This window comes from Exiguobacterium sp. s123 (genome assembly GCF_018617075.1).
Lineage (GTDB): Bacteria > Bacillota > Bacilli > Exiguobacteriales > Exiguobacteriaceae > Exiguobacterium > Exiguobacterium profundum.
This window is the reverse complement of sequence record NZ_JACSJL010000006.1, coordinates 18979-42290: the sequence shown is the minus strand read 5'-3', so window position 1 is coordinate 42290 and position 23312 is coordinate 18979. Positions and strand designations below refer to the sequence as shown.

The 23312-nt window shown below is 48.3% G+C and carries 24 protein-coding genes; 14 read left to right on the top strand and 10 right to left on the bottom strand.

All coding sequences use genetic code 11. The features are described from left to right. Nucleotides 1–45 precede the first annotated feature (45 nt). Nucleotides 46–1953 carry a heavy metal translocating P-type ATPase gene (locus tag KNO72_RS11235; protein WP_214758187.1) on the bottom strand — a complete coding sequence of 636 codons (1908 nt, stop codon included), beginning with the start codon at nucleotides 1951–1953 and terminating at the stop codon, nucleotides 46–48. 201 nt (nucleotides 1954–2154) lie between these two features. Between KNO72_RS11235 and KNO72_RS11230 the strand changes: the two genes are divergently transcribed. Beyond that, on the top strand, nucleotides 2155–3099 hold the full coding sequence (locus tag KNO72_RS11230) for a DMT family transporter (RefSeq protein WP_214758185.1): 945 nt from the start codon (nucleotides 2155–2157) through the stop codon (nucleotides 3097–3099). 134 nt (nucleotides 3100–3233) lie between these two features. Continuing rightward, nucleotides 3234–3536: a hypothetical protein gene (locus tag KNO72_RS11225; RefSeq protein WP_214685590.1), complete on the top strand. Its 303-nt coding sequence runs from the start codon at nucleotides 3234–3236 to the stop codon at nucleotides 3534–3536. Between the two features lie 39 nt (nucleotides 3537–3575). Here the strand turns inward: KNO72_RS11225 and KNO72_RS11220 are convergent, their stop codons facing one another. Genes KNO72_RS11220 through yfkAB form a run of 3 tightly spaced genes read right to left on the bottom strand, consistent with a single transcriptional unit; the run spans nucleotide 3576 to nucleotide 6115 of the window. Next, nucleotides 3576–4718, bottom strand: coding sequence for an MFS transporter (locus KNO72_RS11220; RefSeq protein ID WP_078146369.1), 1143 nt, complete (start codon nucleotides 4716–4718; stop codon nucleotides 3576–3578). Between the two features lie 42 nt (nucleotides 4719–4760). Further along, nucleotides 4761–4955: a hypothetical protein gene (locus KNO72_RS11215; RefSeq protein WP_015880865.1), complete on the bottom strand. Its 195-nt coding sequence runs from the start codon at nucleotides 4953–4955 to the stop codon at nucleotides 4761–4763. 53 nt (nucleotides 4956–5008) lie between these two features. Next, complete coding sequence (gene yfkAB / locus KNO72_RS11210; RefSeq protein WP_214758183.1) at nucleotides 5009–6115, bottom strand: radical SAM/CxCxxxxC motif protein YfkAB; 1107 nt, start codon at nucleotides 6113–6115, stop codon at nucleotides 5009–5011. An 85-nt stretch (nucleotides 6116–6200) separates the two neighbouring features. On the opposite strand from yfkAB, the gene KNO72_RS11205 reads away from it, so the two are divergent. From KNO72_RS11205 to KNO72_RS11195, 3 genes are all read left to right on the top strand, one after another. Continuing rightward, nucleotides 6201–6410 carry a hypothetical protein gene (locus KNO72_RS11205; protein WP_015880867.1) on the top strand — a complete coding sequence of 70 codons (210 nt, stop codon included), beginning with the start codon at nucleotides 6201–6203 and terminating at the stop codon, nucleotides 6408–6410. Continuing rightward, nucleotides 6407–7783, top strand: a complete 1377-nt coding sequence (gene rlmD / locus KNO72_RS11200; protein ID WP_214685592.1) for a 23S rRNA (uracil(1939)-C(5))-methyltransferase RlmD — start codon at nucleotides 6407–6409, stop codon at nucleotides 7781–7783. Before KNO72_RS11205 ends, rlmD begins: the two co-directional genes overlap by 4 nt. Before the next feature lie 92 nt (nucleotides 7784–7875). Beyond that, on the top strand, nucleotides 7876–8283 hold the full coding sequence (locus tag KNO72_RS11195) for a cytidine deaminase (RefSeq protein WP_078146373.1): 408 nt from the start codon (nucleotides 7876–7878) through the stop codon (nucleotides 8281–8283). A 29-nt stretch (nucleotides 8284–8312) separates the two neighbouring features. On the opposite strand, the gene KNO72_RS11190 is transcribed toward KNO72_RS11195, so the two are convergent. Further along, complete coding sequence (locus tag KNO72_RS11190) at nucleotides 8313–8519, bottom strand: hypothetical protein (RefSeq protein WP_078146374.1); 207 nt, start codon at nucleotides 8517–8519, stop codon at nucleotides 8313–8315. Between the two features lie 117 nt (nucleotides 8520–8636). Here KNO72_RS11190 and KNO72_RS11185 point away from each other — a divergent pair, with 117 nt between their 5' ends. Continuing rightward, nucleotides 8637–8924 carry a hypothetical protein gene (locus tag KNO72_RS11185; RefSeq protein ID WP_015880871.1) on the top strand — a complete coding sequence of 96 codons (288 nt, stop codon included), beginning with the start codon at nucleotides 8637–8639 and terminating at the stop codon, nucleotides 8922–8924. A gap of 30 nt (nucleotides 8925–8954) precedes the next feature. On the opposite strand, the gene KNO72_RS11180 is transcribed toward KNO72_RS11185, so the two are convergent. The 5 genes from KNO72_RS11180 to KNO72_RS11160 all read right to left on the bottom strand — a co-directional run bounded on the left by KNO72_RS11180 (nucleotide 8955) and on the right by KNO72_RS11160 (nucleotide 14020). Beyond that, nucleotides 8955–10346 (bottom strand): sensor histidine kinase, encoded by a 1392-nt coding sequence (locus KNO72_RS11180; protein WP_015880872.1) that lies wholly within the window; start codon nucleotides 10344–10346, stop codon nucleotides 8955–8957. Then, nucleotides 10343–11032 carry a response regulator transcription factor gene (locus tag KNO72_RS11175; RefSeq protein ID WP_214758181.1) on the bottom strand — a complete coding sequence of 230 codons (690 nt, stop codon included), beginning with the start codon at nucleotides 11030–11032 and terminating at the stop codon, nucleotides 10343–10345. Before KNO72_RS11175 ends, KNO72_RS11180 begins: the two co-directional genes overlap by 4 nt. Before the next feature lie 168 nt (nucleotides 11033–11200). Continuing rightward, a complete protein-coding gene (locus KNO72_RS11170; RefSeq protein ID WP_078146377.1) occupies nucleotides 11201–11767 on the bottom strand; it encodes a GNAT family N-acetyltransferase in 567 nt (188 codons plus the stop codon). 177 nt (nucleotides 11768–11944) lie between these two features. Beyond that, on the bottom strand, nucleotides 11945–13099 hold the full coding sequence (locus tag KNO72_RS11165) for an amidohydrolase (RefSeq protein WP_078146378.1): 1155 nt from the start codon (nucleotides 13097–13099) through the stop codon (nucleotides 11945–11947). A gap of 12 nt (nucleotides 13100–13111) precedes the next feature. Continuing rightward, a complete protein-coding gene (locus KNO72_RS11160) occupies nucleotides 13112–14020 on the bottom strand; it encodes a TIGR01777 family oxidoreductase (protein ID WP_078146379.1) in 909 nt (302 codons plus the stop codon). Nucleotides 14021–14165: 145 nt separating this feature from the next. On the opposite strand from KNO72_RS11160, the gene recX reads away from it, so the two are divergent. The 8 genes from recX to KNO72_RS11120 all read left to right on the top strand — a co-directional run bounded on the left by recX (nucleotide 14166) and on the right by KNO72_RS11120 (nucleotide 23308). Continuing rightward, nucleotides 14166–14978 (top strand): recombination regulator RecX, encoded by an 813-nt coding sequence (gene recX, locus KNO72_RS11155; RefSeq protein ID WP_214685595.1) that lies wholly within the window; start codon nucleotides 14166–14168, stop codon nucleotides 14976–14978. Nucleotides 14979–15026: 48 nt separating this feature from the next. Then, entirely contained in the window at nucleotides 15027–16667 is a 1641-nt protein-coding gene (locus tag KNO72_RS11150) for an L-lactate permease (RefSeq protein WP_214685597.1), read from the top strand. Between the two features lie 320 nt (nucleotides 16668–16987). Next, the gene (locus tag KNO72_RS11145) at nucleotides 16988–18712 is read left to right on the top strand and encodes an ABC transporter ATP-binding protein (protein WP_078146382.1); all 1725 of its coding nucleotides are present in this window, start codon (nucleotides 16988–16990) and stop codon (nucleotides 18710–18712) included. 22 nt (nucleotides 18713–18734) lie between these two features. Continuing rightward, nucleotides 18735–20780 (top strand): ABC transporter ATP-binding protein, encoded by a 2046-nt coding sequence (locus tag KNO72_RS11140; protein WP_214758179.1) that lies wholly within the window; start codon nucleotides 18735–18737, stop codon nucleotides 20778–20780. A gap of 9 nt (nucleotides 20781–20789) precedes the next feature. Then, the gene (locus KNO72_RS11135) at nucleotides 20790–21968 is read left to right on the top strand and encodes an RtcB family protein (protein ID WP_078146384.1); all 1179 of its coding nucleotides are present in this window, start codon (nucleotides 20790–20792) and stop codon (nucleotides 21966–21968) included. 68 nt (nucleotides 21969–22036) lie between these two features. Further along, complete coding sequence (locus KNO72_RS11130) at nucleotides 22037–22351, top strand: YfhH family protein (RefSeq protein WP_214685603.1); 315 nt, start codon at nucleotides 22037–22039, stop codon at nucleotides 22349–22351. After that, on the top strand, nucleotides 22348–22617 hold the full coding sequence (locus tag KNO72_RS11125; RefSeq protein WP_214689241.1) for a YfhJ family protein: 270 nt from the start codon (nucleotides 22348–22350) through the stop codon (nucleotides 22615–22617). Before KNO72_RS11130 ends, KNO72_RS11125 begins: the two co-directional genes overlap by 4 nt. Nucleotides 22618–22768: 151 nt before the next feature. After that, nucleotides 22769–23308 (top strand): helix-turn-helix domain-containing protein, encoded by a 540-nt coding sequence (locus KNO72_RS11120; RefSeq protein ID WP_015880884.1) that lies wholly within the window; start codon nucleotides 22769–22771, stop codon nucleotides 23306–23308. Nucleotides 23309–23312 lie beyond the last annotated feature (4 nt).

Below are 23312 nucleotides of genomic sequence, written 5' to 3'. Positions count from 1 at the left end.
AATCGACATATTGTTTCAATCATCGATTCCATTTTGTCGAATAGATCACTCCCATGATGACGTGAGGAGTCGAAGACCGTTCAAAATAACCAAAATAGTGGAACCTTCATGTCCGACGACCGCGAACGGCATGATGAGTAACTCAAAGATGTTCGTTGCGATCAGAACGAGGATCACACCGAGTGCAAAAACGACGTTCTGTAAGACGATGCGATTCAACTTACGTGATTGACGAATGGCGTCGCTCAATCGGACGAGGTCGTTTTTCATTAAGACGACATCTGCCGTTTCAAGTGCGGCATCCGTACCTTCGCCCATGGCAATCCCCACGTCGGCGGTCGCAAGGGCGGGGGCATCATTGATTCCGTCGCCGATCATCCCGATTGTTCCATATTCCTCTCGTAACACCTTGATTTGCGAAACCTTCTCTTCAGGCAAGCATTCGGCGATATAGCGTGTCAATCCAGCTTCGTTCGCAATAGCGCGAGCGGTTGCCTCGTTGTCTCCGGTAATCATGATGGTCGCAATCCCTAAGTCGTTCAGTCGCTTGATTGCTACCTTTGCCTCGGGTCGTAGCGTGTCACGTAAGGCGTAAGCACCGATTGTACGTGTCTCGTCACTGATGAAGACGAGTGTGTGACCAGCCTCTTTCAATCGTTCGACATCATGTTTAAAGAAATCACCGCTTCGGTCAGCGAACTTCTGTTTTCCGACCCGATACGTTGTCCCGTCAATCGTTGCTTCAATTCCAGAGCCTGTGATGTCTTTGAAGTGTGTCATTTCCCCGGTATGTTTTCCCGTATATGAGACGAGCGCTTCAGCAAGTGGATGCATCGAATGCTCTTCAATCAAACTGACAATCCGGTTGACGTCCTCTTCATGTAATGAAGGGGAGATGAGCGCTTCTTGCACAATCGGCTTCCCGATTGTGAGGGTGCCGGTCTTGTCGAAGGCGATCGCTTTTAGACGTCCCATGTTCTCGATATGAGCACCGCCTTTAAAGAGAATCCCGTGTTTTGCAGAAGAGGCGATGGCAGCCAGCGCGGCCGGTGTGATGGCGGCGACGAGTGCGCAAGGGGAGGCGACAACGAGAAGGATCATGCCGCGATAGATGCTCGTTTCAAGAGACCACGACGTGACGAACGGTCCGAGAATGATGATGGCCGCAACAGAGAAGAGCACGATTTGAACATAACGCCCTTCATATCGATCGATGAACTGTGCAGACGGTGATTTCTCTTCTTGTGCCTGTTGGACCATTTGAATGATCTTTTGGAACAGCGTTTCCGTCGCAAGTTTTGTCACTTCGATCGTCAATACTCCGTTCAAGTTGACGCTCGATCCGAACACGTCATCACCGACTTGACGATCGACAGGGACGGATTCGCCTGTGATGGCGGCTTCTTCTACGGATGCATTCCCTTTTACAATTTTTCCATCAACCGGAATGCGTTCACCAGGACGGACATAAATCCGATCTCCGACACGAAGGTCGTCGATATGAACAACCTCGAGTTCATCAGTGTCTGTTAGACGAGTCGCCTGTTCCGGCTGTAATTCCATTAACGATTCGAGGGCACGTTCATTTTTGTTCATCGTATATGTCTCGAGTGCCCCGGATAAAGCAAAGATGAAGATGAGGATTGCCCCTTCCATCCAGTACCCAATCGAAGCGGCACCGATGGCGGCGATAATCATGAGAAGCTCTACATTCAGCGATTTCGTCTCAATCGTATCCGAAATCCCTTCTTTCGCTTTTGCGTATCCTCCGATGAAGAAGGCGGATAAGTAAAGTGTGACATGAATCCAAGGCGCTCCGCCTTGTGTTTCGGTGATATAAGCGAGTACAATCAATACACCGCTAATGAGCGCCATGATCAATTCAATATGTTCGTACCAGCTAGCCCGTTTGAAAACGTGGCTTTTTTCGTGCGTGACCGATTGGACATTCATCGATAATCCCTTCTTTCTAATTGATAATAAATCTCGATTAAATGATAATGACTGATGATGATTATCATCTTCAATTGGCTTAAAATAAAGAATTTATAGAAGTTTAATCTGAATCCTTTATTTATAATGATTATTATCTAGATTTATCTTAACACGCTTATCAGTGACTCACAAATAAAAAGATTAAGGAGTTTTTGTGTCATGCAAAATATATTTGAACGCCCTTGGACGGTGGCGTTATTGGCGATTTTCAATACGTTGTTATGGGGGAGTGCGTTCCCATTCATCAAGTTGAGTTATGAGAAACTTGATATCCAATCGAATGAGTATGGGCAACAACTATTATTCGCTGGCGAGCGCTTTTTACTCGCAGGGATTCTATTGCTCATCATCAGTCAGACCGTTTTGAAACGGTCTGTCCGATTGACCCGTGAAAAGGTAAAGGCGTATGCGCATCTCGGTTCGTTTTTGACGTTTCTACAATACTTGTTCTTCTATATCGGACTGTCCATTTCGACCGGGGTCCAGGGATCAATCATTGCTGGTTCTACATCGTTTTTCCAAATGGCCCTCGCTCATTTCCGATATGAAGACGACAAATTGAATCGATTGAAGGGGTTTGCTTTAACGTTTGGTTTTTCTGGAATCGTCATCGCGAACTGGCCGGCGACCGGATCTGAAGTTGGTTTTGGGTTAGGAGAGATTTTACTCATCTTGGCGATGGTATCCGGAGCATTCGGGAACTTGATAGCGAAGGACTACTCGAAGACGTATGATGTTGCCCCGATGACGGCTTGGGCGATGGTGATCGGTTCAGTTGGGTTACTGCTGATCGGCTATCTATTAGACCCGAATGGTGTTTCCATGCCGTACACCGGACAGACGATTGCGTTCTTGTTTTACTTGGCGATGTTGTCAGCGATTGGATTTACATTGTGGAACACGTTAATGAAATACAATCCGGTCAGTCGAATTTCACTCTATATCTTCTTAGTTCCCTTATTTGGAGTCATGTTGTCAGGGATTTTACTCGGTGAAACGATTCCATGGAATGCGGTGGTCGGACTCGGATTCGTTATTGTCGGCATTTATTTATCTACGTATTTTCAAGGTCGCCGTACGAAAAAACAAACGGATGTCATTTGAAATAGAGACAGAGTTGACGGAATTGAAATCCCATGACAAAATATATTAAAAATTCTGAATTTTAAAGTTCAAAAATCGGTCTTCGTTTGTAAAGACTTGCGTGCGCAATCATTCAAAGGGAGGAGGAAGAAACAATGACTAGAAATCGAATCGTTCGAAACATTCTCATCTCACGTCAGCCGAAAGATGAGTACGTCAAGTACGTGATGAAGTGCGTGAGTCAAAGTTTAAAAGAACGTCACGGTCTAGTGGCGACCCGCGCCACAAGACAAGGTGATGATATTCAGACGAGATGGCAGTTCGATGACCGTGTCGTAGAAGTGACGCTAAAATCCGATGTACTCGCTTCGCTAGACACTGAACCATTCGCGCTAGACGAAGTGTTCATCCGAGCTTTGCAGTTAAACGATGATGAAATGGAACGAGTAGTGGAATAAAACAGAGGCAGGTGGTTCATGGGAACCATCTGCCTCTGTTTATAAGTCGATTGGTTTAGCGGTTGACGTGAAGAGTCGTAGCGCTAGAATACCGAGAATGACGGCATACATAAAGAAATAGACCTCTTTCGGTAAAGACAACCAGAAGGCACCGATCATCGGACCTGAGATCGAGCCGATGCTGAATGAAATACTGTAGAGCATGTTTCCCGTCGGCAGTAACGAACGGGGAAGCACCTCTGTCATATGCGCCAAACCGAGTGAATAAGTCGATCCTAGCCCGGCGCCGGCAAGTGCGAATAGGAAGAGTAGACCGACATAGGAATCGACAACAAGATTCGCCAAAGTGAATACGAGGGTACCAAACGTCAGCACGATTTGTAAGATCCGCTTCTTACCGTACAAGTCTGCGAGGCGACCAAGAGGAAGCTGAACGACAATCGACATGACGATGAACGTCGTGATGAGTGTGCTCGTTTCCGTCAAACTCATCCCATTCCGAGACGTAAAAATGGGAAAGTTGGCATTTAAGCTCGCTTCGAGAAACCCATATGTAAAGGCAGGGAGAAGCGTGTATCCCGCACCGACAAGAATCAGTCGAATTCGTCCTTTCGAGTCGGTCTTCACTTTTTCGACCTCCGGAAACTCGTTCTCGACTTTAAAGACGAGCATCAACGAAGCGAGACAGAAGAAGACGATGATGAGGAACGGTAACCAAAACCATAGGTCGACGAGTGGTGCGATCAATGGACCGATGGCAAAACCGAGACTGAAAGACATTCCATAATACGCCATCGCTCGACCGAGACTGCTCTTTTCACTTGCTGAGGTCACCCATACTTGTGACCCGTAGTGTAGAGCCGAGTCGCCGAATCCGATGAAGAAGCGCATCATCGCCCAAACGAGTAAGGACGGCCAAATCGGTAAAGCGAAGGTCGCGACAGCCGTCAATACGATACCGAGGACGATGGTCGGTCGGAATCCATATTTACGGACGAATCGCTCCAGGAGAGGCGCAGAGACGATCACACCGACGTAAAGCATCGTCGCGTTCAGTCCGTTCACCCAGGCCGGGGCCCCATCCCGTTCAATCAACGTGGATAAGAGTGGGATGAGCGCACCTTGAATCAAACCGGAAATAAAGACAATCAATAGTAAAATCATAAAACGAAAACGGAGCATAGGTTCACCTCATGAAGTCAAAGTAAAAAGCCGAGAAGGGTCTCAGCTTTTCGTGTCGTCAATCGGTTGTGGAGAGTGATTCAAATGCAGCAATTCATCATCCCAACTGCCTTGACTAAACATTTCATCATGCTCTACTTTGTCTGAAACGAATGCGGCTGTCAATAAGATGCTCAGTACTCCGCCAAAAATAATGATGGCCATCACGGTAATCATGAGGATATAAATCGCAGTCATCTACACGCACCTCGATTCATTTAATATACAGAATATTTCCCGAATCAAAATATTTAAAACGATGTAGCTTTACGAGATTGGAAATCGACCGTCGGATAATAGGCTTGTTTAACGAGTGCGTTCGGCCCGAGACACTTCACGGCAGGGCAGTGACAAGAGAGTGTAGCGTTCAATTGGCTGTTCGTCCACTTATCATACGCCTCTTGGAATGGTGTGTCATAGACGGTGCCGAGTGAACCGAGTTCATCACCGAAATCGGTCACGATGATCTGTCCGTCAAAGATATTCGTATTGAGACGAGAACGTCCATCTGGGTCGTTTCGAACGGTCACGTTTTTTGTTTCATGAAGTCGCTTCAACAGAGCACGGTCTTCAGGTAGGTCAGAACATGCATAGAATGGTAACGTCCCGAACAACATCCATACGTTCTCGTCACAGGCATCGAGTAAGTCATGGATGGCTTGTCGCGTATCAGCGAGCGATGCTGATTCGAGGGCGCTAGCGAAGTCTGCGGGGTACATTGGGTGAACCTCATGTCTTTGGCAACCAAGTGAGACAATTTCTTCATGGATTTCTTTCAAATGAGGAATCGTCCGCTTGTTGATCATCGTCTCCGCGGATACAATGATTCCTTCAGATGTGAGAGCACGTGCGTTGTCTTTCATCGTCTGGAGCATTTTCAATCGGGCCTCTTCACTCGGTTTCCGGTCCATCATCGCGAATCCGCCTTCAAGGAAATCGTCATCGGTGCCCCAGTTATGCGAAATGTGCAAAACGTCCAAGTAAGGGGTAATAAGATGATAGCGAGATAACGGTAGCGTCAAATTCGAGTTGATTTGCGTACGGGCCCCACGTTCTTTCGCATAACGTAACAATGGAACGACATAGTTGCGGACCGATTTCATGGACAGCATCGGTTCACCGCCTGTGATGGAGAAGGCACGCAAATGTTCGATCTCATCCAGTCGTTGAATCAACAGGTCGAGCGGAACTTCTGGTTCTTCCGTTTGGTCGAGCATATAACCGACCGCACAATGTTCGCAGCGCATGTTACACAGCTTCGTTGTGGTTACTTCGACGTTGGATAAGACGAGTCGACCGTGTTCGACTTGGTCGAGATAGGCTTCCCAAGGGTCGAAAGTTGGGGAGATGTTTTGCATGTGGATTCCACCTTTTCATCAAGTTACACGAAATAGTATGCTATAATAGCAACTCTTTGTCACGAACCAAAGGAGCGATTACAAGATGGGTAAATCACGAACAGATACTGCCGGAAAGATGAACGTCCTAAAATCGAGAACGGAATTACTCTGTCTATCGGTCAATACGCTAGACGAGCATACGACACCTGAAGATTTACATCGCCTGTTAGCCGACATTGATTCGTTGCGCGCTAAAGTAGTGCGTTACGCCAAAGACCTAGAACAATCGTCTCGAAAGGATGAATCAGATTGAAATTAATTACAGGAGATTTTAAAGATGTCACGGTCGAGCGACTTGGCATTAATGGAGAAGGCATTGCGACACTTAATCGCATGGTCATCTTCATTCCGAACTTATTGCCGGGAGAACGAGCCAAAGTCGAAATCACGCGTGTGGAAAAAAACTATGCGGAAGCGCGTGTCGTCAAACGAGATAACGACTCGAAAGACCGCGTCAAAGCACCTTGTCCGATTTACGATGAGTGCGGGGGCTGCCAAATCCAACATATGAGTTCAAGTCTGCAGATGGAATATAAGGAAGAAATCGTTCGAAACGCCTTCCGTCAAAAGACGAAACTAAACGTGGACAAATCGGATATCCGTCCAACAATCGGAATGGAAGATCCATGGTATTACCGGAACAAGTCACAATTCCCACTCGGCACGCGTCGCGGTGAGATCGTATCGGGTCTCTACAAACCGAACTCGAACCATCTCGTGCCGATCGAGCACTGTATGGTCCAACAACGGGATACGACGAACATCAACAATGCGATTGTCCGTATTTTAAACGAACTTGATATTCCCGTCTACGATGCACGCCGTGACACGGGGTACGCGCGCACCATCGTCGTCCGTTCGGGTTATAACACGAACGATGTTCAAGTCGTTTTGGTCGTCGGACATGAAGATGTCCCTGATTTAGATGAATTGAGCGACCGCATCATGGAATTGCCGAATGTTGTGTCGTTCCATATCAACATCAATGCAAACCGTTCGGGTGTTATTTTCGGTTATCGGACAGTTCACATCGCCGGTCAGGAGAAAATGGATGAACAATTAGACGACGTTCATTATCACTTATCACCACGCGCATTCTTCCAGTTGAATCCGGCACAGACAGAAAAAATGTACCGTGAAGTGGTCGAGGCCGCAGGATTGACAGGTGAAGAACGTGTGATCGATGCGTATGCAGGAGTAGGGTCGATCGGACTTTGGTTAGCCCCATATGCGAAAGAAATCCGTGGAATGGAAGTCGTGCCGGAAGCGGTCGAAGATGCCAATGACCATATGCGTGAAAATGGCTATAACCATGTCACATACGTCGAAGGGCGTGCCGAGCATTGGATTCCACGTTGGGTAAAAGATGGATGGATCCCAGACGTCATCGTAGTCGACCCGCCACGCACAGGGATGGACCATCAATTGATCAATTCCATCATCTCTTCTAAAACGAAGCGAATCGTTTACGTGTCATGTAACCCGCAGACGCTCGCACGTGACGCCGACCAGTTGATGAAAGCGGGATACAAAGTGAATTACGTACAGCCGTATGATATGTTCCCACAGACATCTCATGTCGAGTCGGTCGTCGTATTCGAGAAAAAGAAAAAGAAAAAATATTGACGAGACCGTGAAAAGGCTTGTCACGTAAGCGTTTTCACGATATAGTTCAGATGTCAGACTTCTTTTCAAATATAGAAGTGGAGGAACATCCTATGATCTCACAAGAACGCGTACAAGAACTCGTCCATAAAGCCATCGAAGCGCGCAAACGCGCCTATACACCGTATTCAAAGTTTAAAGTAGGAGCTGTCGTCATCGATACATCAGGAAATGAAATTACCGGGTGTAACGTGGAGAACGCCTCGTACGGACTATCGATGTGTGCCGAACGCACAGCCATTTTTAAAGCCGTGTCAGAAGGTAGTGACGCGATTGAAACGGTCGTCGTCGTCGGTGACACAGAAGGCCCGATTTCACCATGCGGTGCGTGCCGCCAAGTGATCGCTGAATTCGCTGGTGAAGACTTCACGTTGATTCTTGCAAACTTGAACGGTGATACGAAAGTGATGACGAAAGAAGAGATGTTGCCTTACGGATTTTCACCGAAGGATTTAACATAACAAGCTGCGGACAAACGTCCGCAGCTTGTTTATTTGTCTTTATATTTCTTTTCACTCACTGACTCATCTTTCGAGTGACGTTTATTCTTTTCATCCTTCACTCGTTCGTTCAATTCCTCGACAGGAATCGGGTCGACGGTTTGCATGCCGTCCTCGTCAAAAATACTCTCTTTATCCGTGTCTACCGCGTCTGGATTATCAAACGGACGTTTCGAGGTAGGTCGTTTCTTTTCCATTCAATCGCCTCCTTCCATTAGCCATTCCACTCGTAGAAATGTTGTAAACGTTTTCGATAATGGTTTTGAGATTATAAAATGGTGGAATGAAGAGTGCATAGTGAAGGAGGGGTTAGGATGGATCGGAAAGTGTTGATGGGGATTGTCTTAGGTGTTGCCGGTGCGGCGCTCGTTGCACCAAAAGTGGCGGCGCTGCTTTCGCAACGTGAGGAAGAAGATACGTGGCAGAAGATGGATGAGCGGGAAAGTGTCGATGCGGATCAGGATGAGGCGGAGCAAGGGCTCACGCAACTCGATTCGAGTCACCGTGCCGAATGGCAGGCGAACGGTTTTCCGCAGACGCATGCCGAACGTGAACGACTCGAGCAAGAGTCAACCGAACAATATAAAGGGAAAGACATATGAAAAGAAAAGGCAGCCATCGCGGCTGCCTATTTACATATCAAATTCATCGTCAGGTAGAAGCGGCAGACCGACAGTGACAGTCGTTCCTTGTCCGACTTCAGAGCTGAAATGAAGAGACCCTTCATGACGCTCGATAATGTGCTTCGCAATGGCCAAACCGAGGCCGGTTCCGCCATCTTTTCGTGTCCGTGATTTATTGACACGATAGAAGCGTTCCGTCAATTTGTCTAAATCTTCTTTCGGGATGCCTCGACCTTCGTCACGTATTTCCGTAATTGCATATTCGGTTTCGGCGAACGTTTTCACATGAATCGTCTTGCCAGCGTCCGTATATCGGAGCGCGTTGTCGAGAAGATTGCCGATGACTTGTTCGAGTCGGTCATGGTCACCGAGGATGATCAAGTCGAAGTCTAAATCCGATTCGATTGTCACGCCTTTTGCCCGGGCAATCGGTTCAAGACGATAGAGAACGTCTTCAAGCACTTGCGAGTAAACGACCGGTTCTTTCGTCATCGGGTATGAGTCCCGCTCTAGCTGGGCGAGATCGAGTAAGTCCGTGACAAGGCGCTGAAGCCGGTTCGTCTCGTTCTCGATGATGTCGTAATATTGCGCCCTCGTTTTTTCGTCCAACGTTTCATCTTGAAGCATCTCGGTATAACCGCGGATGTAGGAGAGTGGCGTGCGAAGTTCGTGACTGACGTTAGCTAGAAACTCTTTACGCTGCTCTTCAACAAGTCCGAGCGATTCCGCCATCGAGTTGAGCGTGTCTGCGAGTTCACCGATTTCATCGTCGTAGACGATCGGGATGCGGTGGGAGAAATCACCTTGCGCATAGACTTGAGAGGCACGCTTCATCTGAATGAGTGGTTGGATGATCGTGTCGATGATCTGTTTACCGAATAGGAGCAAGTTCACGATCATGAGGACGAGTAAAAACGTGATCATGAGCCGAATCGGTTGGAACGGTTCACTGATTTTACTGAGCTCCATATACAAAATGAGTGCATTGTCGAGTTCATCGTCGCGGATGAGAGGAAATGCGGTCATCAAAATGTCGACGTCCTCGGTCGGATGTTTCCGGGTCACCGAGATGGCATAACCGTCCTGCAACCGTTCGAGGTCTTGCTGCCTTAAAAAAGTTTTACCGGAGCCGAGTGTGTCCTCTCGAACGGAGGAGAGGAACACTTTCGTTTCGGTCAATTCGTTCGTGTACGTCATACTATCGGCGAACGCGTCCGAGAAACCGTCGGCCTTATAGATGGTGACAAGTTTCTCACCGCGATTGATGAGCAGTTCTTCTTGCGTTTGAATATAGAACTTGTCGTACAGATAAAACGTCATGATGAGAAACACGAACGCTGAGAAGAGGCTGGCTGTCCAGATGGTAATCCAAATCCGCTTCCTGATCGTGTATCGTTTCATCCGTTTGCCTCGAATTTGTAGCCAATTCCCCAGACTGTCTGAATATAACCGCCCGCCTCGCCGAGTTTCAGGCGAAGCGTCTTAATGTGAGTATCCACCGTGCGAAGGTTACCATGATACTCGGTCTCCCAAATTTGATCGAGCAATTGTTCACGAGAGAATACTTTTTCGTCGTTCGTGATGAATAGGTAGAGCAAATCAAACTCTTTTCGTGTCAAGTTGACGGTCTTCCCTTTCACACTGACGGTACGTCCTTCGATATCGATTGAGAGGACCCCGACATCAAACGTCGCTTCTTGTTCTTTTGAGAAGCTGTGCGTGCGACGGAGCGTCGCTTCGATTCGTGCGAGTAATTCGCGTGGGCTAAACGGTTTCGTGATGTAATCGTCTGCCCCGATTTTGAGGCCATGAATACGGTCGAGCTCTTCTGAGCGTGCCGTCAACAGGATGATGGGTACGTTTGAGAACTCACGGATGCGCATGCAAGCCGTCAATCCGTCGAGTTCCGGCATCATCACATCAAGTAAGACGAGATGGAACGTCTCTTCTTTCAAGCGTTCAATCGCTTCAAGGCCGTTTGAGGCGGTGACCGTCTCATACCCTTCTTTTTCTAAATTTGATACAAGTAAATCGCGCATTTGTTCTTCGTCGTCGGTCACGAGGATACGAAACATTGATTCTGACATATGCCATTCTCCTTTGCAAAACGGTTAACGGGAGTTGTGATAAATCCCTCATACTTCTATCATACCTATCTCTTCGAATTAGAACAGATTTATTCGGCTCCGACAAGTTCCCTCCATCAAATCCACACAAAAACGCCACAAAAAAGCCAATTCTTTGACAGAATTGGCTCATGCTTCGAGTTGTGCCTCGTATGGCACTTCGTATTCCGGGACGTGCAGGGCATGCAAGTACAATTGGAAGCTCGACTTGGATACCTCGTATAAAACATACTCCACGTCACCTTGGTTGATCTCCGCGAGCAGTTCAGAGCGGATCTCGTTCGCGCAAAACGCGTACGGGAGCTTCTTTGCTGCCGCAATCGATCGTTCATTCGATTTACGGATTTTTAAAAATACGCTCTCAATATCAAGCTCGAAGAACAGTTCTGAGAAGAACGCCTCTTTCGCCACTTGATTATAACCTTTGCCGTGATACGGCTTGCCAAGCCACGTGCCGAGGAATCCATAGCCGGATTCGACATCGAACAAGCTGATCGTCCCAATCGGGGTGCCATACTCGTTCGTGATGGTACGTGAGATGATATTTCCTTGCTCTTCTAGCTCGATGATTTGCTTCGTGCTAAATAAAAACTCGTCAAAATGGACCGTCTTTTGACGGACATACGGAAAGACATCTGGGTGTTGCATCAGTTCGAACAACTCCGCGCAGTCGGTGAGCTCACGAAATTTGAGCACCTTTACATTCCTCCTCCTATTTCAGACCGCTGAAGAATAGTCGTAACGAAAGCATACTTCTGGCTTCGCTGTTCGAACCGCCTTGGCTGCTTTATGAAGTTACAAGATAATTTTATATAGTATTTTTAAAAAAGCAAGTAAATTATGCGTAAAAACCCTTATGAAAAATAATGAAAATTACTCGACCTCATGATGGGTTGCAGCACGGTCCGTTTTGTACACGACTTCACCGTTCACAATGGTCATAATCGGCTTCGATAAGTAGTCGAGCGGGAAGTGACTCCAAAGCACCAAATCGGCATCTTTTCCGACTTCGAGAGAGCCGATTCGGTCGGCGACACCTAGTGATTCAGCCGGATTGATGGTGATTCCGCGTAACGCGATGTCGACAGGCAGTCCTTCACGTGCTGCAAGTCCGGCGCACAAGTTCAAATATTGGACCGGTGTGTACGGATGGTCGGTCGTGATGGAGACGATCATGCCGTGCTCATGGAGAATGCGATACGTCTCCCACGTCTTGTTCTGAAGCTCGATTTTAGATTTTCGAGTAAACGTCGGTCCGACGGTGACATGTTTCACACCGAGTTCTTGTAATTTTTCAACGACGAGATGACCTTCTGTACAATGCTCGATGCGATAGTCGAGATCGAACTCTTGGGCAAAGCGAACGACAGATAAAATGTCATCGGCGCGGTGGGCATGCACACGAATCGGCATCTCTCGGTCGAGGGCAAGTTGAATCATCTGGCTGCCGAACGTTCCGATCGTTTTGGTCGACCCGACGGTACGGAACGCTTCACGAAGCAACCCCATAATCCCCATCCGCGTCAAATCACCGGTTTTCCCCATACTATGAATCCGTTTCGGGTTTTCGCCGAGCGCCATCTTCAATCCGGCATAACGACGGACGATCATGTCGTCAATATAGCGACCGTGTGTTTTGATGACACTGGTCACACCACCGATGACGTTCATACTTCCTGGCATGACCTGAACGGCGGTTACGCCTGCCATCAGCGCTTCTTGAAATCCTTCGTCAAGCGGGTATACCCCGTCAATCGCACGAGCATGAGGCGTCATCGCTTCGACCGTTTCATTGGCGTCGTTCCCGACAGAGCCGGTTCCTTCGTCATATAATCCGAGGTGGGTGTGAGCATCGATGAAGCCGGGGAATAAAAAGTTTCCTTCGGCTTCAATGACATGCTCCCCGTCAGTCGGTTCAAGCAAATCGGACATTTCGACGATTTTCCCGTCCCGAACACGGAGGTCTCCGTAAAAATGGGGGGCAGTGATTGGGTAAATATGGGCATTTCGGATTAGTAAGTGACTCACAATTCATTCTCCTTAAGCATCTTGTAGTAGTTGTGTTAGAGCCGGTTCCAATGTTTCATAGCGGAACTCGAAACCGTGTTGAAGTGCCTTCGTCGGAACGACTTTCGCTCCTTCTAGGACGATGACGCTCTTTTCACCGAGGACGAGTTCCATCATTGGGGCAGGTGCCGGGATCCAGTGAGGACGATGCATCACGTTCGCAATCGTCTTCCCGAACTCGTTCATCGTCACCGGTGTAGGTGCAGTACCGTTGACCGGTCCTTCGATAGAATCGGTCTCGATGACGTGCACGAACAAGCGGACGAGGTCGTCTAAATGAATCCAAGGAACCCATTGCTCTCCTGAACCAATTTTACCACCGACCCCGAATTGATAGGGGAGTTTCATTAATGGGAAGGCACCGCCATCATTCGATAAGACGACGCCGGTGCGCATCGTCACAAGACGAACGCCTAAATCACGAATGGGTTCTGCTTCCTGTTCCCAGAGGACGCAGACATTCCCGAGGAAATTAGTCCGTGTCGGTAATGGGGTTTCTTCGGAATACGTAATGGAACGATCTTCACCGTATATGCCGATGGCCGAGCCGCTAATGACGACCTGTGGCTTTTGTTTCAACTGTTGAATGATCCGGACGACTTCCTTCGTCCCTTCGATTCGACTTTGAAGGATGGCTTGTTTCTGTTTGTGGGTCCATCGTCCGTCGTTGATTGAGGCGCCGGCCAAATGGATGAACGCATCTGTTCCCTCGAGTTCCTCTTCTGGTTTACTATTCGGTGTCAACCATTCGATAAACGACACACCGCGATGGCGGGGACGTGGATGACGTGTCAACACGACGACTTGATGTCCGGCGTCGGCCAGTGCACGAACGAGTGGTTGACCGATGAGCCCGGTTCCACCGGTGATTGCGATTTTCATGAAATTCCCTCCGATATCATGTGTTGTTTCTAAAATGGGTATAAGTCAGTATATCCAGATGAATACCCTTTCTTCTAACTTATCAAAAATCCTCTACGTTTCTTGAACGTGATATGTTAGAAACATGGAATGGAGGGGAGTCGTTGTGAAAATTGCAAAGTTCACGACCCAGAAGAAGAACCAAGACCGACTGAACGTCTTCATCGAACGGGAAGGGAAAGAGGAGTTCGCGTTCGCTATCGATGTCGATGTGTTCATCAAGTATGGGCTCACAAAAGGGATGGAGCTCGAAGACGATTTTGTGCACGACGTCCTTGAGGCGGAAGAAATTCAGAAAGCCTATAAGTTAGCCATCAATTATTTATCGTATCGAATGCGTGCCATCTCAGAGGTACGGGACTATCTCGTGAAGAAAGAGTTAAGTGAATCCGCTATCAAACATGCCATCACACGACTGATCGAGCAGCGCTATTTGAACGATGAGGAGTTCGCGAAAGCGTATGTCCAGACGAAATTCAACACGAGTCCAAGTGGGCCGATCAAAATCAAACGCGAGCTCGAACAGCTCCGAATCCCAACGGACGTTGTTGAATCCGTATTAGAATCAATCTCACACGAAGATCTCGTCGAGAAGGCCGGAAAGTTCGTGAAAAGGAAACAACTGGAAACGAATCGTCGTTCTGCCACAGAAGTGCAACAAAGAATTCAACAAACCCTGATGCAAAGGGGGTTTACCTTTGATATTATTTCAGAGGCGATTCAAACTTTTTGGGAAGAAGAGGACGAAGATGTCGAGGTTGCGGCATGTCTGAAACAGGCTGAGAAGTTGAGTCGGAAGTTCAGCGGGTACGATGCGTTCGAGCGCAAACAGCGTATGAAGATGCAGCTTCGACGCAAAGGATTTCCGTATGATGTGATTGAACGTACGTTAGATCGACTCGCTGAAGAAGAATCGTGATGGGACGTCTGTTTACGGTAGGGGAAAACACGAAAAGGTGGGTCTATATTGACGATTTTAGAATGGATTACAGCACTGACACCGATTGTGGCCGTGCTCATCTTATTGGTCATTATGCGTTTACCTGCATCGGTAGCCATGCCCTTGTCACTCGTGACGACGGCAATTTTAGCGTTTTTCGTCTGGCAATTGGATGCGACACGAATTATGGCGGCGACATTACAAGGACTCGTCATCGCCGTCACGACAGTATGGATTGTCTACGGGGCGATCGGAATGATGAATACGATGAAAGAAGGGGGCGGGATGAACGCGATTCGCTCCGGATTCGTCAACATCACACCTGACCCGCGTATTCAAGTTTTGATTGTCGGATGGTTATTCGTTTCATTTATTGAAGGCGCATCTGGATTCGGGACGCCTGCAACGGTTGCGGCACCGCTCTTGATCGCACTCGGATTTCCGCCGATTGCCGCCGTTGTCATTGCATTATCCGCAGACGTGTCGGCTGTGACATTTGGTGCGGTCGGGACACCGGCACTTATCGGGATCGGGAACGGTCTATCTTTAGATGTGAACCAGCCTGAGTCGATTGCCTTCTTGACAGAGGTCGTCTTACAGACGGTGTTGATCGATATGGTAGTCGGACTATTCATCCCGTTCATTTTAATTTTGATGTTGACGCGTTTCTTCAGCAAGGAAAAGTCGATAAAACCTGCACTCGAGGTATTTCCGATCGCGATTGTGGCGGCGCTGTTGTACAGCGTACCGGCGTACATTTGGACACTCATCCTCGGGTTTGAGTTCGGTGGCATGCTCGGTGGTTTAACCGGTCTCGTCATCCTCGTTACTATGGCTCGTAAAGGCATTCTCATGCCGAAACGCGTCTGGACGTTTGATGGATATGTGGATGAATTAGAACCATCTACTGAGAAAGTGACGCTCAAATCAACCACGCGTGAATTACCACAGTGGAAGGCGTGGGCACCTTATCTCATTTTGACGATTTTCTTAGTTCTCACCCGTACCGTACCATTTTTAAACGAACTCTCTCGCAGTGTCCGGATCAATCTCCCGAACATCCTCGGGGTAGAAGGAGTTTCGACGTCTTGGGAACCGTTCTATTCACCAGGTTTCATGTTCATCCTGACGATTATTGCGACATTCTTCTTACACAACATGAGTTGGTCTCAAGTGACATCGGTGTTTAAGGCGACGACACTTGGAGTCGTCGGAACGGCCATCACGTTAGCGGCGTCGGTTCCGATGGTCCGCATATTCATCCATTCTGAAAATGGGGGTGCCGGACTCGCTTCGATGCCGGTCGAACTCGCGACGGCAGCTGCTGACACGTTCGGCGGGGTTTGGCCGCTTGTCGCACCGTGGATTGGGGCGCTCGGCGCCTTCGTGTCAGGGTCGGCGACCTTCTCGAACATGATGTTTTCAAGTTTAACGACAAACGTTGCGGAGTCGGTTGGACTCAATGAAACGCTCGCTTTATCGATGCAGATGGCAGGGGCGAACGCAGGGAACATGATCTGTGTGCTGAACGTCGTAGCGGTCGCATCGGTTGCTGGATTACTCGGCAAGGAAGGGACCATCATCCGTTACACGCTCATGCCGATGATTTATTACGTGACGGCCACAGGGGTCATTGGTCTCATTTTAGGCATGTTTTTCTTAAACTAAATCAAGTTACAATTTTTTTACAGAATAATGTTGACAATTTTCAGAACAGTCTGCTAAGGTTTGAGTAGATTTTAAAACTATGAAACGAGAGGAGCCAGAACGATGAACAACATTGCACTCACAAACACACTCAAAACATCATATGGCTACTCATATTTAACTGCGTGACATTGGCAGCTGGATAGGGGTAGTGTCCTTTCCCTGACCATGCAAAAGACTGAAGACTACTTCAAGCGCGCTTCATTTGATTGGTTGCACAATCAGGTGGAGTGCGCTTTTTTGCGTGTTCGGATGGATTGGGCGGAAGGGGGAAATCAGTCATGAAACTGATTAAGCAATTGGATTGGTTTATTAAAAGACAGAAACGAACGTACGTGATTGCGATTATCTTATTGATCATCACAGGGGTTGTAGATATGCTGCCACCTTGGATTATCGGTCAGGCAATCGATGCGATTCGTGAAGGAAGTTTGACGACAGAGCGATTGATTCTGATTGTATCGTCGCTACTCGGCATCATGGTGTTATCGTACGTGATGTCATACTTGTGGATTGCCCGACTCTTCGGGACAGCCTTTTTACTTGAAAAGAAATTGAGAGGTCGCTTCTTTGGTCACCTTCTCAAACAAACACCGCGCTTCTATCAACAACATCGTACGGGTGACTTGATGGCACTTGCGACGAATGACTTAAAAGCGGTGGAGCGTACAGCGGGATTTGGGGTCATGACATTAGTCGACTCGTTCAACATGACGCTCATCGCCTTGACGATTATGGGCGTGTTTATCGATTGGAAGTTGACGCTCGCAGCACTCTTGCCGATGCCGATTCTCGCCTGGTCGATGAATAAACTTGGGAGTCAAATTCATACACGGTTCACGGCAGCCCAAGATTCGTTCGGCGTGATGAACGACCAAGTCGTTGAATCCATCTCCGGTCTTCGGGTCGTTCGTTCCTTCGTTCAAGAAGAGGCGGATACGAAAAAATTTGATGACATCACGGATGACGTGATGGCGAAAAACATGCATGTCGCTAAAATCGACGTCTTGTTTGAGCCGGTCATCAAATTACTCGTCGGACTCAGTTATTTGATCGGACTCTCGTTCGGGACGTATCTCGTCTTTACGAACGACATCACGCTCGGTCAACTCGTTTCCTTCAACATTTATTTAGGGATGTTGATTTGGCCGATGTATGCCTTCGGGGAACTCATCAACGTCGTCCAACGAGGAACGGCGAGCTTGGAACGGATTGAGACGACGATGAATGAGGTACCGGACGTTTCGTCAACCGGAACGGTTCACATCGATGTACCGGAGAAGATCACCTTCAAATCGCTCTCATTCCGTTATCCAAACGCGAATCGGGAGTCGTTAGAGGACATCGTACTGCACGTCTCGCGTGGTGAGACGATTGGAATTGTCGGACCTACTGGAGCTGGGAAGACGACGTTGTTACGTCAATTGCTCCGGGAGTATCCGATTGACGATTCCCTTCTCGTGAACGGGGTGCCGATCTCGGACATTAAACTTGAAACGGTCCGTGGTTGGAGCGGCTATGTGTCACAAGAGCATCTTCTATTCTCAAAAACGGTGCGTGATAACATTCGTTTCGGAGTGGATGATGTTTCGGATGAAGCACTCGACAGAGCCATTCATCTCGCGGCGTTCGATACGGACATCGAACACTTGGAGAACGGTCTCGATACCGTCGTAGGGGAGCAAGGGGTCATGCTGTCAGGTGGACAAAAGCAACGATTGTCGATTGCACGCGCCTTACTGAAAAATCCTGAGATTCTGCTTCTTGACGATTCGCTCTCAGCAGTCGATGCGAAGACGGAATCACGCATAATCGATTCGGTCCGCACGAGCCGTGAGGCGAAGACGACCTTTATCGTGGCGCACCGTCTTTCTGCGGTGGCACATGCTGACCAAATTCTCGTCCTTCAAGATGGACGAGTTACCGAGCGCGGCACCCACGACCAACTGATGGAACGACACGGTTGGTACTATGAACAATTTATTCGACAAGGAGAGACGGAGTAATCCGGGAAAGGGGGAATCTCTCATGATCGATCAATATGAATTAGATCCGGTCCGCCGGAAGAAAACGATCCGCTCACTCGTTGGTTATGCCAATCAAGTGAAGCGCTCCATCTTCCTCGGACTGACATTACTCTTTTTAGCGGTCGGTGCAGAACTTGCCGGGCCGTATATCGCCAAAATCATTATCGATGAGCATATCGTCGCCATCGAACGTGACTGGGTTCAAGTCGAATCCGGCGGTAGTGTTTCCTTTAATGGAGATTCGTATGAGAAAGAAACGAGACTAGATGGCCAAGAGGTGATTCAGCCGGTCTCGATCGTACAAACGACCGATGGGTACTATCTCGTACCTGAGGCGATTATGAGCGGAGGCGTCCGTGAAGTCGATGGCGACGTGCTGACGATTTCAAGAGGGGACGAAACGGCGACATATGACAATATTGTCTCGCTCTCGTCGACCGACGTGTTCCAGTTCTATCAGACGGATTTACGAGCTGTCCTTCTCTTATCGGGATTGTACGTCGTCCTGTTACTATTTGCGGCCGGATTGAACTGGGGACAACAGATGCTCCTACAACGATCGGCGCATAAAATCGTCAAAACGATGCGTCTTGACGTGATGAAGCATCTTCAAACGATTCCGGTACGCTATTTTGACCAGACACCAATCGGGAAGATTGTCAGTCGTGTCACGAATGACACAGAGACGATACGCGACCTGTATTTAGGAGTGCTCGCTCGCGTCTTCCAAAGTGTCGTCATGATGATCGGGGTACTCATTGCGATGTTCTTCCTAGACGTGCGTCTAGGGCTCGTCTCGCTCATTATCATCCCGGTCGTCATCGTCTGGATTAAGTTGTTCCAACGTTTCTCGACAAAAAATAACTTCCGTGTCCGCGCACTCGTCGCGGATATGAACGCGCAGTTGAATGAGAGCATTCAAACGATGCCAATCATTCAATCATACGTCCGCGAAAATCTCGTTTATGACGAGTTCAATGAGAAGAACAGCGACAACTTCCAAACGAGACGGAAACTGTTGAAATTGGATGCGTTGATGAGCCACAACCTCGTCAACTTCTTCCGAAACATGGCGCTCGCCTTACTCATCTGGTTTGTCGGGGCTCAAACGCTCGGTACGGGAAGTGTCCTGACACTTGGGATTCTGTACGCGTATATCGACTATGTCTCGCGGATCTTTGAGCCAGTGACACAAATCATGAACCAATTGTCACCACTCCAACAAGCGCTCGTCTCGGCCGACCGGATGTTCCAACTGCTCGACGAAAAAGGGGAACCGGTCTCATCGGAACGTCTTCCACGCTTTAAAGGGGATGTCGTCTTTGATGATGTCACGTTCAGTTATGAAGCAGGGAAACCGGTGTTGCAACAGATTGAACTACACGCCGCTCCTGGTGAAACGGTCGCACTCGTTGGACATACGGGAAGCGGGAAGAGCTCAATCATGAACTTGCTCATGCGTTTCTATGACCCATCCGCCGGAGTCCTCCGAATCGATGGCATGGACGTGACAAAACTACCGACGCAGGCGGTACGAGACCATCTCGGGATCGTCTTACAAGACCCGTTCCTATTCACTGGAACGATTCGCACGAACGTCACGCTTGGCGATGAGACGATTACGGACGAACAGGTATGGAAAGCACTCACAGCCGTCGGGGCAGACCGTTTCGTGAAGCAGCTACCGCAAGGCATCGATGAACCGGTGATTGAGCGTGGAGCTTCACTCTCGAGTGGAGAACGACAGTTGATCAGTTTCGCACGCGCCCTCGTCTTTGACCCGGCCATCCTCGTCCTCGATGAAGCGACAGCGAGCGTCGACTCGGAGACGGAGGCATTGATTCAGGATGCGCTCAAAACACTCACGTACGGTCGGACGACATTTGTCATCGCGCACCGACTTTCAACGATTCGGGAAGCGGACCAGATTCTCGTTCTCGACCACGGTCGAATCATTGAGCGAGGCAACCACCAGTCACTCATCGAGTATGGCGGTGTCTATGCCCGAATGCATGAATTACAGAGTAAACAACAAGCGATCAGTTAAGGAGGTCACATGGAAATCAAGGGGAAATATAACCGCGCCAAAGTGTTCAACGAACGAATCGATGATATGACGCGGAATCAAATTGAAACATTGCTCGACCAACCGTTCACACAAGGGGCATCGATTCGGATCATGCCGGACATGCATGCGGGGAAAGGGTCGGTCGTTGGAACGACGATGACGATTCAAGACAAAGTCGTGCCAAACCTGGTCGGTGTCGATTTAGGGTGTGGGATGCTTTGTACGGAAATCAAAGCCAAGCGAATCGATTTTCAACGACTCGATGACCTCATTCGTGAACTCGTACCGAGTGGAATGAACATTCGGGAGAAGGTTCACCCATACGCATCTGAACTTCCACTAGAAGAGGTGCGAGCGCCGTATAAACTCGACCGAGCCTTGCGCTCGGTCGGGTCGCTCGGCTCGGGGAACCACTTTATTGAAGTGAACCGAGATGACTCGGGACGTACGTTTCTCGTCATTCATTCCGGTTCGCGCCATCTTGGGGTGCAGATTGCCGATCACTATCAGGAGCGAGCGATTCAACACATGATGGAAACACATGATGTAAAAGAAGAAATTGAGCGTTTGAAAGCCTTAGGTCGACAACACGAAATCTCGGCTTATCTGGAAACAGAGCGGGCGTCACGTAAACCATTTCGAGACCTGGCTTATGTGGAGGGGACGGATATGGACGATTACATGCATGACGTGCGCATCGCTCAACAATATGCGGCGGCGAACCGTCGTGCGATGACGGATGTGATTGTCGAAGCGATGAATTGGAACATCGTCGATCAATTCGACACCGTCCATAACTATATCGATCATGATGCGATGATCCTGCGAAAAGGGGCCATCTCCGCTCAAGAAGGAGAGCGAGTCATCATTCCGATGAACATGCGAGACGGTTCGCTCATCTGTACGGGGAAAGGGAATCCAGACTGGAACTTCTCGGGTCCACACGGCGCAGGTCGGATCATGTCTCGGTCGGCCGCGCGGAAACGCGTCGATTTCAAAGAATTCAAACGTTCGATGGAAGGTGTCTGGTCGACATCAGTTCGCCCATCGACAATCGATGAATCACCATTTGTGTATAAGTCGATGAAAGAAATTGTTCGTTATATCGAACCGGCCGTTCAAATCGATCAAATCATCAAGCCACTTTACAACTTCAAGGCGAACTGAGTCACGTACTCAGTCTCGTCTTTTTCTTTTTTCGTAAAATCTGATACGCTTACATCGAGGTGAACGATATGGAAAAGCGGTTAAGTGACTTATCGAAATATGAGTTAGAGCAAGAGATTCAAGTATTACATGAACGGAAACGAAAGGCTGAACAGATGGGCATGGTCAGCGAAATTGAAGTCGTCCTTCGACGGATTGCGATTGCCGAAAGCTATTTGATTGACCCATCATCGTTTCGTCCAGGTGAAACATATGTCGTCAATTACAATGACCGTCCGTTTCGCTTGAAATTCGTCAACGGCGTCATGGGCTGGGGGACGTTTGAAGGCGAGATGACAGAACGGGCCATCCCGCTCTCAGAATTGTCGGAGGTGAAGCGATGAACCGGAACGAACAATATGAACGGCTTGCAATCGTTCTAAAAGAGAAAAATGACGTCTTGAACGATTCAGAAGCGGTGACGTGGGTTGAGGTGTTATGGGAAGATTTTGAGACCTCACTTGCCAAGGCGGGCGAACCATATCCGGGAGAAGCAAAGGCATTCCAATACGTCATTCAACAGATCGATGCATATGGGGCACAGCTCCATTTGTTCCAAACGAAAAACGAAAAGTTCAAGCATTTGATGTCTGAACGGAATTTACACTGAGTCACGTCCTTAGGGCGTGACTTTTTTTATTGCAATTCGTCAACAATTCGTTATAATGAAGGTCGCTAATAGTTTGTTTTAAAGTATAGTATAGATAAACTTTCTTTAGTTGAACTCATGTTTCACTAAACACGAAGGAGGCGTTCAGTCGTTGGAAGTAGGTCAAAACATTAAGCGGCTCCGGATCAAAAAAGGATTGACCCAAGAGGAGCTGGCGGAACGTACCGATTTGAGTAAAGGCTATATTTCTCAAATCGAGCGGGATTTAAGCTCTCCCTCACTAGAAACGTTATTCGATTTATTGAATGTCCTCGGGAGTTCCCCGAAAGAGTTTTTTGATGAAGAGTTGAATCAAAAAGTGGTGTACACCGTTGACGATCGCACCATCTATACGGATGAAGAACGCAAATATCGGACAGAATGGCTCATCCCGGAATCGAATGAAAAAGAGATGGAGCCCATCCTTGTCACATTTTTCAAACATGGAGAGTTCAAACAATATGAGCCTTCGCGTTCGGAGACGCTCGTATACGTCTTGTCCGGCAAAATCGCCTTGAAATTAGGGAACCACACATATTTTGCCAAGACAGGGGAAACCCTTTATTATGTCGCCTCGGATTCGCATCAACTCGTCAACGACAACGACGGGGAGAGCGAATGTCTCATCGTCGCGACCCATTCATATTTATAAGTCA

Bases quoted from the DNA above. Each gene is read 5' to 3' on its own strand.
- KNO72_RS11180 (WP_015880872.1), bottom strand. From the start codon at position 10,346: ATGAAACGATACACGATCAGGAAGCGGATTTGGATTACCATCTGGACA.
- yfkAB (WP_214758183.1), bottom strand. From the start codon at position 6,115: ATGCAAAACATCTCCCCAACTTTCGACCCTTGGGAAGCCTATCTCGAC.
- KNO72_RS11225 (WP_214685590.1), top strand. From the start codon at position 3,234: ATGACTAGAAATCGAATCGTTCGAAACATTCTCATCTCACGTCAGCCG.
- KNO72_RS11215 (WP_015880865.1), bottom strand. From the start codon at position 4,955: ATGACTGCGATTTATATCCTCATGATTACCGTGATGGCCATCATTATT.
- KNO72_RS11190 (WP_078146374.1), bottom strand. From the start codon at position 8,519: ATGGAAAAGAAACGACCTACCTCGAAACGTCCGTTTGATAATCCAGAC.
- KNO72_RS11230 (WP_214758185.1), top strand. From the start codon at position 2,155: ATGCAAAATATATTTGAACGCCCTTGGACGGTGGCGTTATTGGCGATT.
- KNO72_RS11140 (WP_214758179.1), top strand. From the start codon at position 18,735: ATGATCGATCAATATGAATTAGATCCGGTCCGCCGGAAGAAAACGATC.
- KNO72_RS11160 (WP_078146379.1), bottom strand. From the start codon at position 14,020: ATGAAAATCGCAATCACCGGTGGAACCGGGCTCATCGGTCAACCACTC.
- KNO72_RS11220 (WP_078146369.1), bottom strand. From the start codon at position 4,718: ATGCTCCGTTTTCGTTTTATGATTTTACTATTGATTGTCTTTATTTCC.
- KNO72_RS11145 (WP_078146382.1), top strand. From the start codon at position 16,988: ATGAAACTGATTAAGCAATTGGATTGGTTTATTAAAAGACAGAAACGA.
- KNO72_RS11205 (WP_015880867.1), top strand. From the start codon at position 6,201: ATGGGTAAATCACGAACAGATACTGCCGGAAAGATGAACGTCCTAAAA.
- KNO72_RS11130 (WP_214685603.1), top strand. From the start codon at position 22,037: ATGGAAAAGCGGTTAAGTGACTTATCGAAATATGAGTTAGAGCAAGAG.
- KNO72_RS11135 (WP_078146384.1), top strand. From the start codon at position 20,790: ATGGAAATCAAGGGGAAATATAACCGCGCCAAAGTGTTCAACGAACGA.
- KNO72_RS11195 (WP_078146373.1), top strand. From the start codon at position 7,876: ATGATCTCACAAGAACGCGTACAAGAACTCGTCCATAAAGCCATCGAA.
- KNO72_RS11125 (WP_214689241.1), top strand. From the start codon at position 22,348: ATGAACCGGAACGAACAATATGAACGGCTTGCAATCGTTCTAAAAGAG.
- KNO72_RS11185 (WP_015880871.1), top strand. From the start codon at position 8,637: ATGGATCGGAAAGTGTTGATGGGGATTGTCTTAGGTGTTGCCGGTGCG.
- KNO72_RS11175 (WP_214758181.1), bottom strand. From the start codon at position 11,032: ATGTCAGAATCAATGTTTCGTATCCTCGTGACCGACGACGAAGAACAA.
- KNO72_RS11235 (WP_214758187.1), bottom strand. From the start codon at position 1,953: ATGAATGTCCAATCGGTCACGCACGAAAAAAGCCACGTTTTCAAACGG.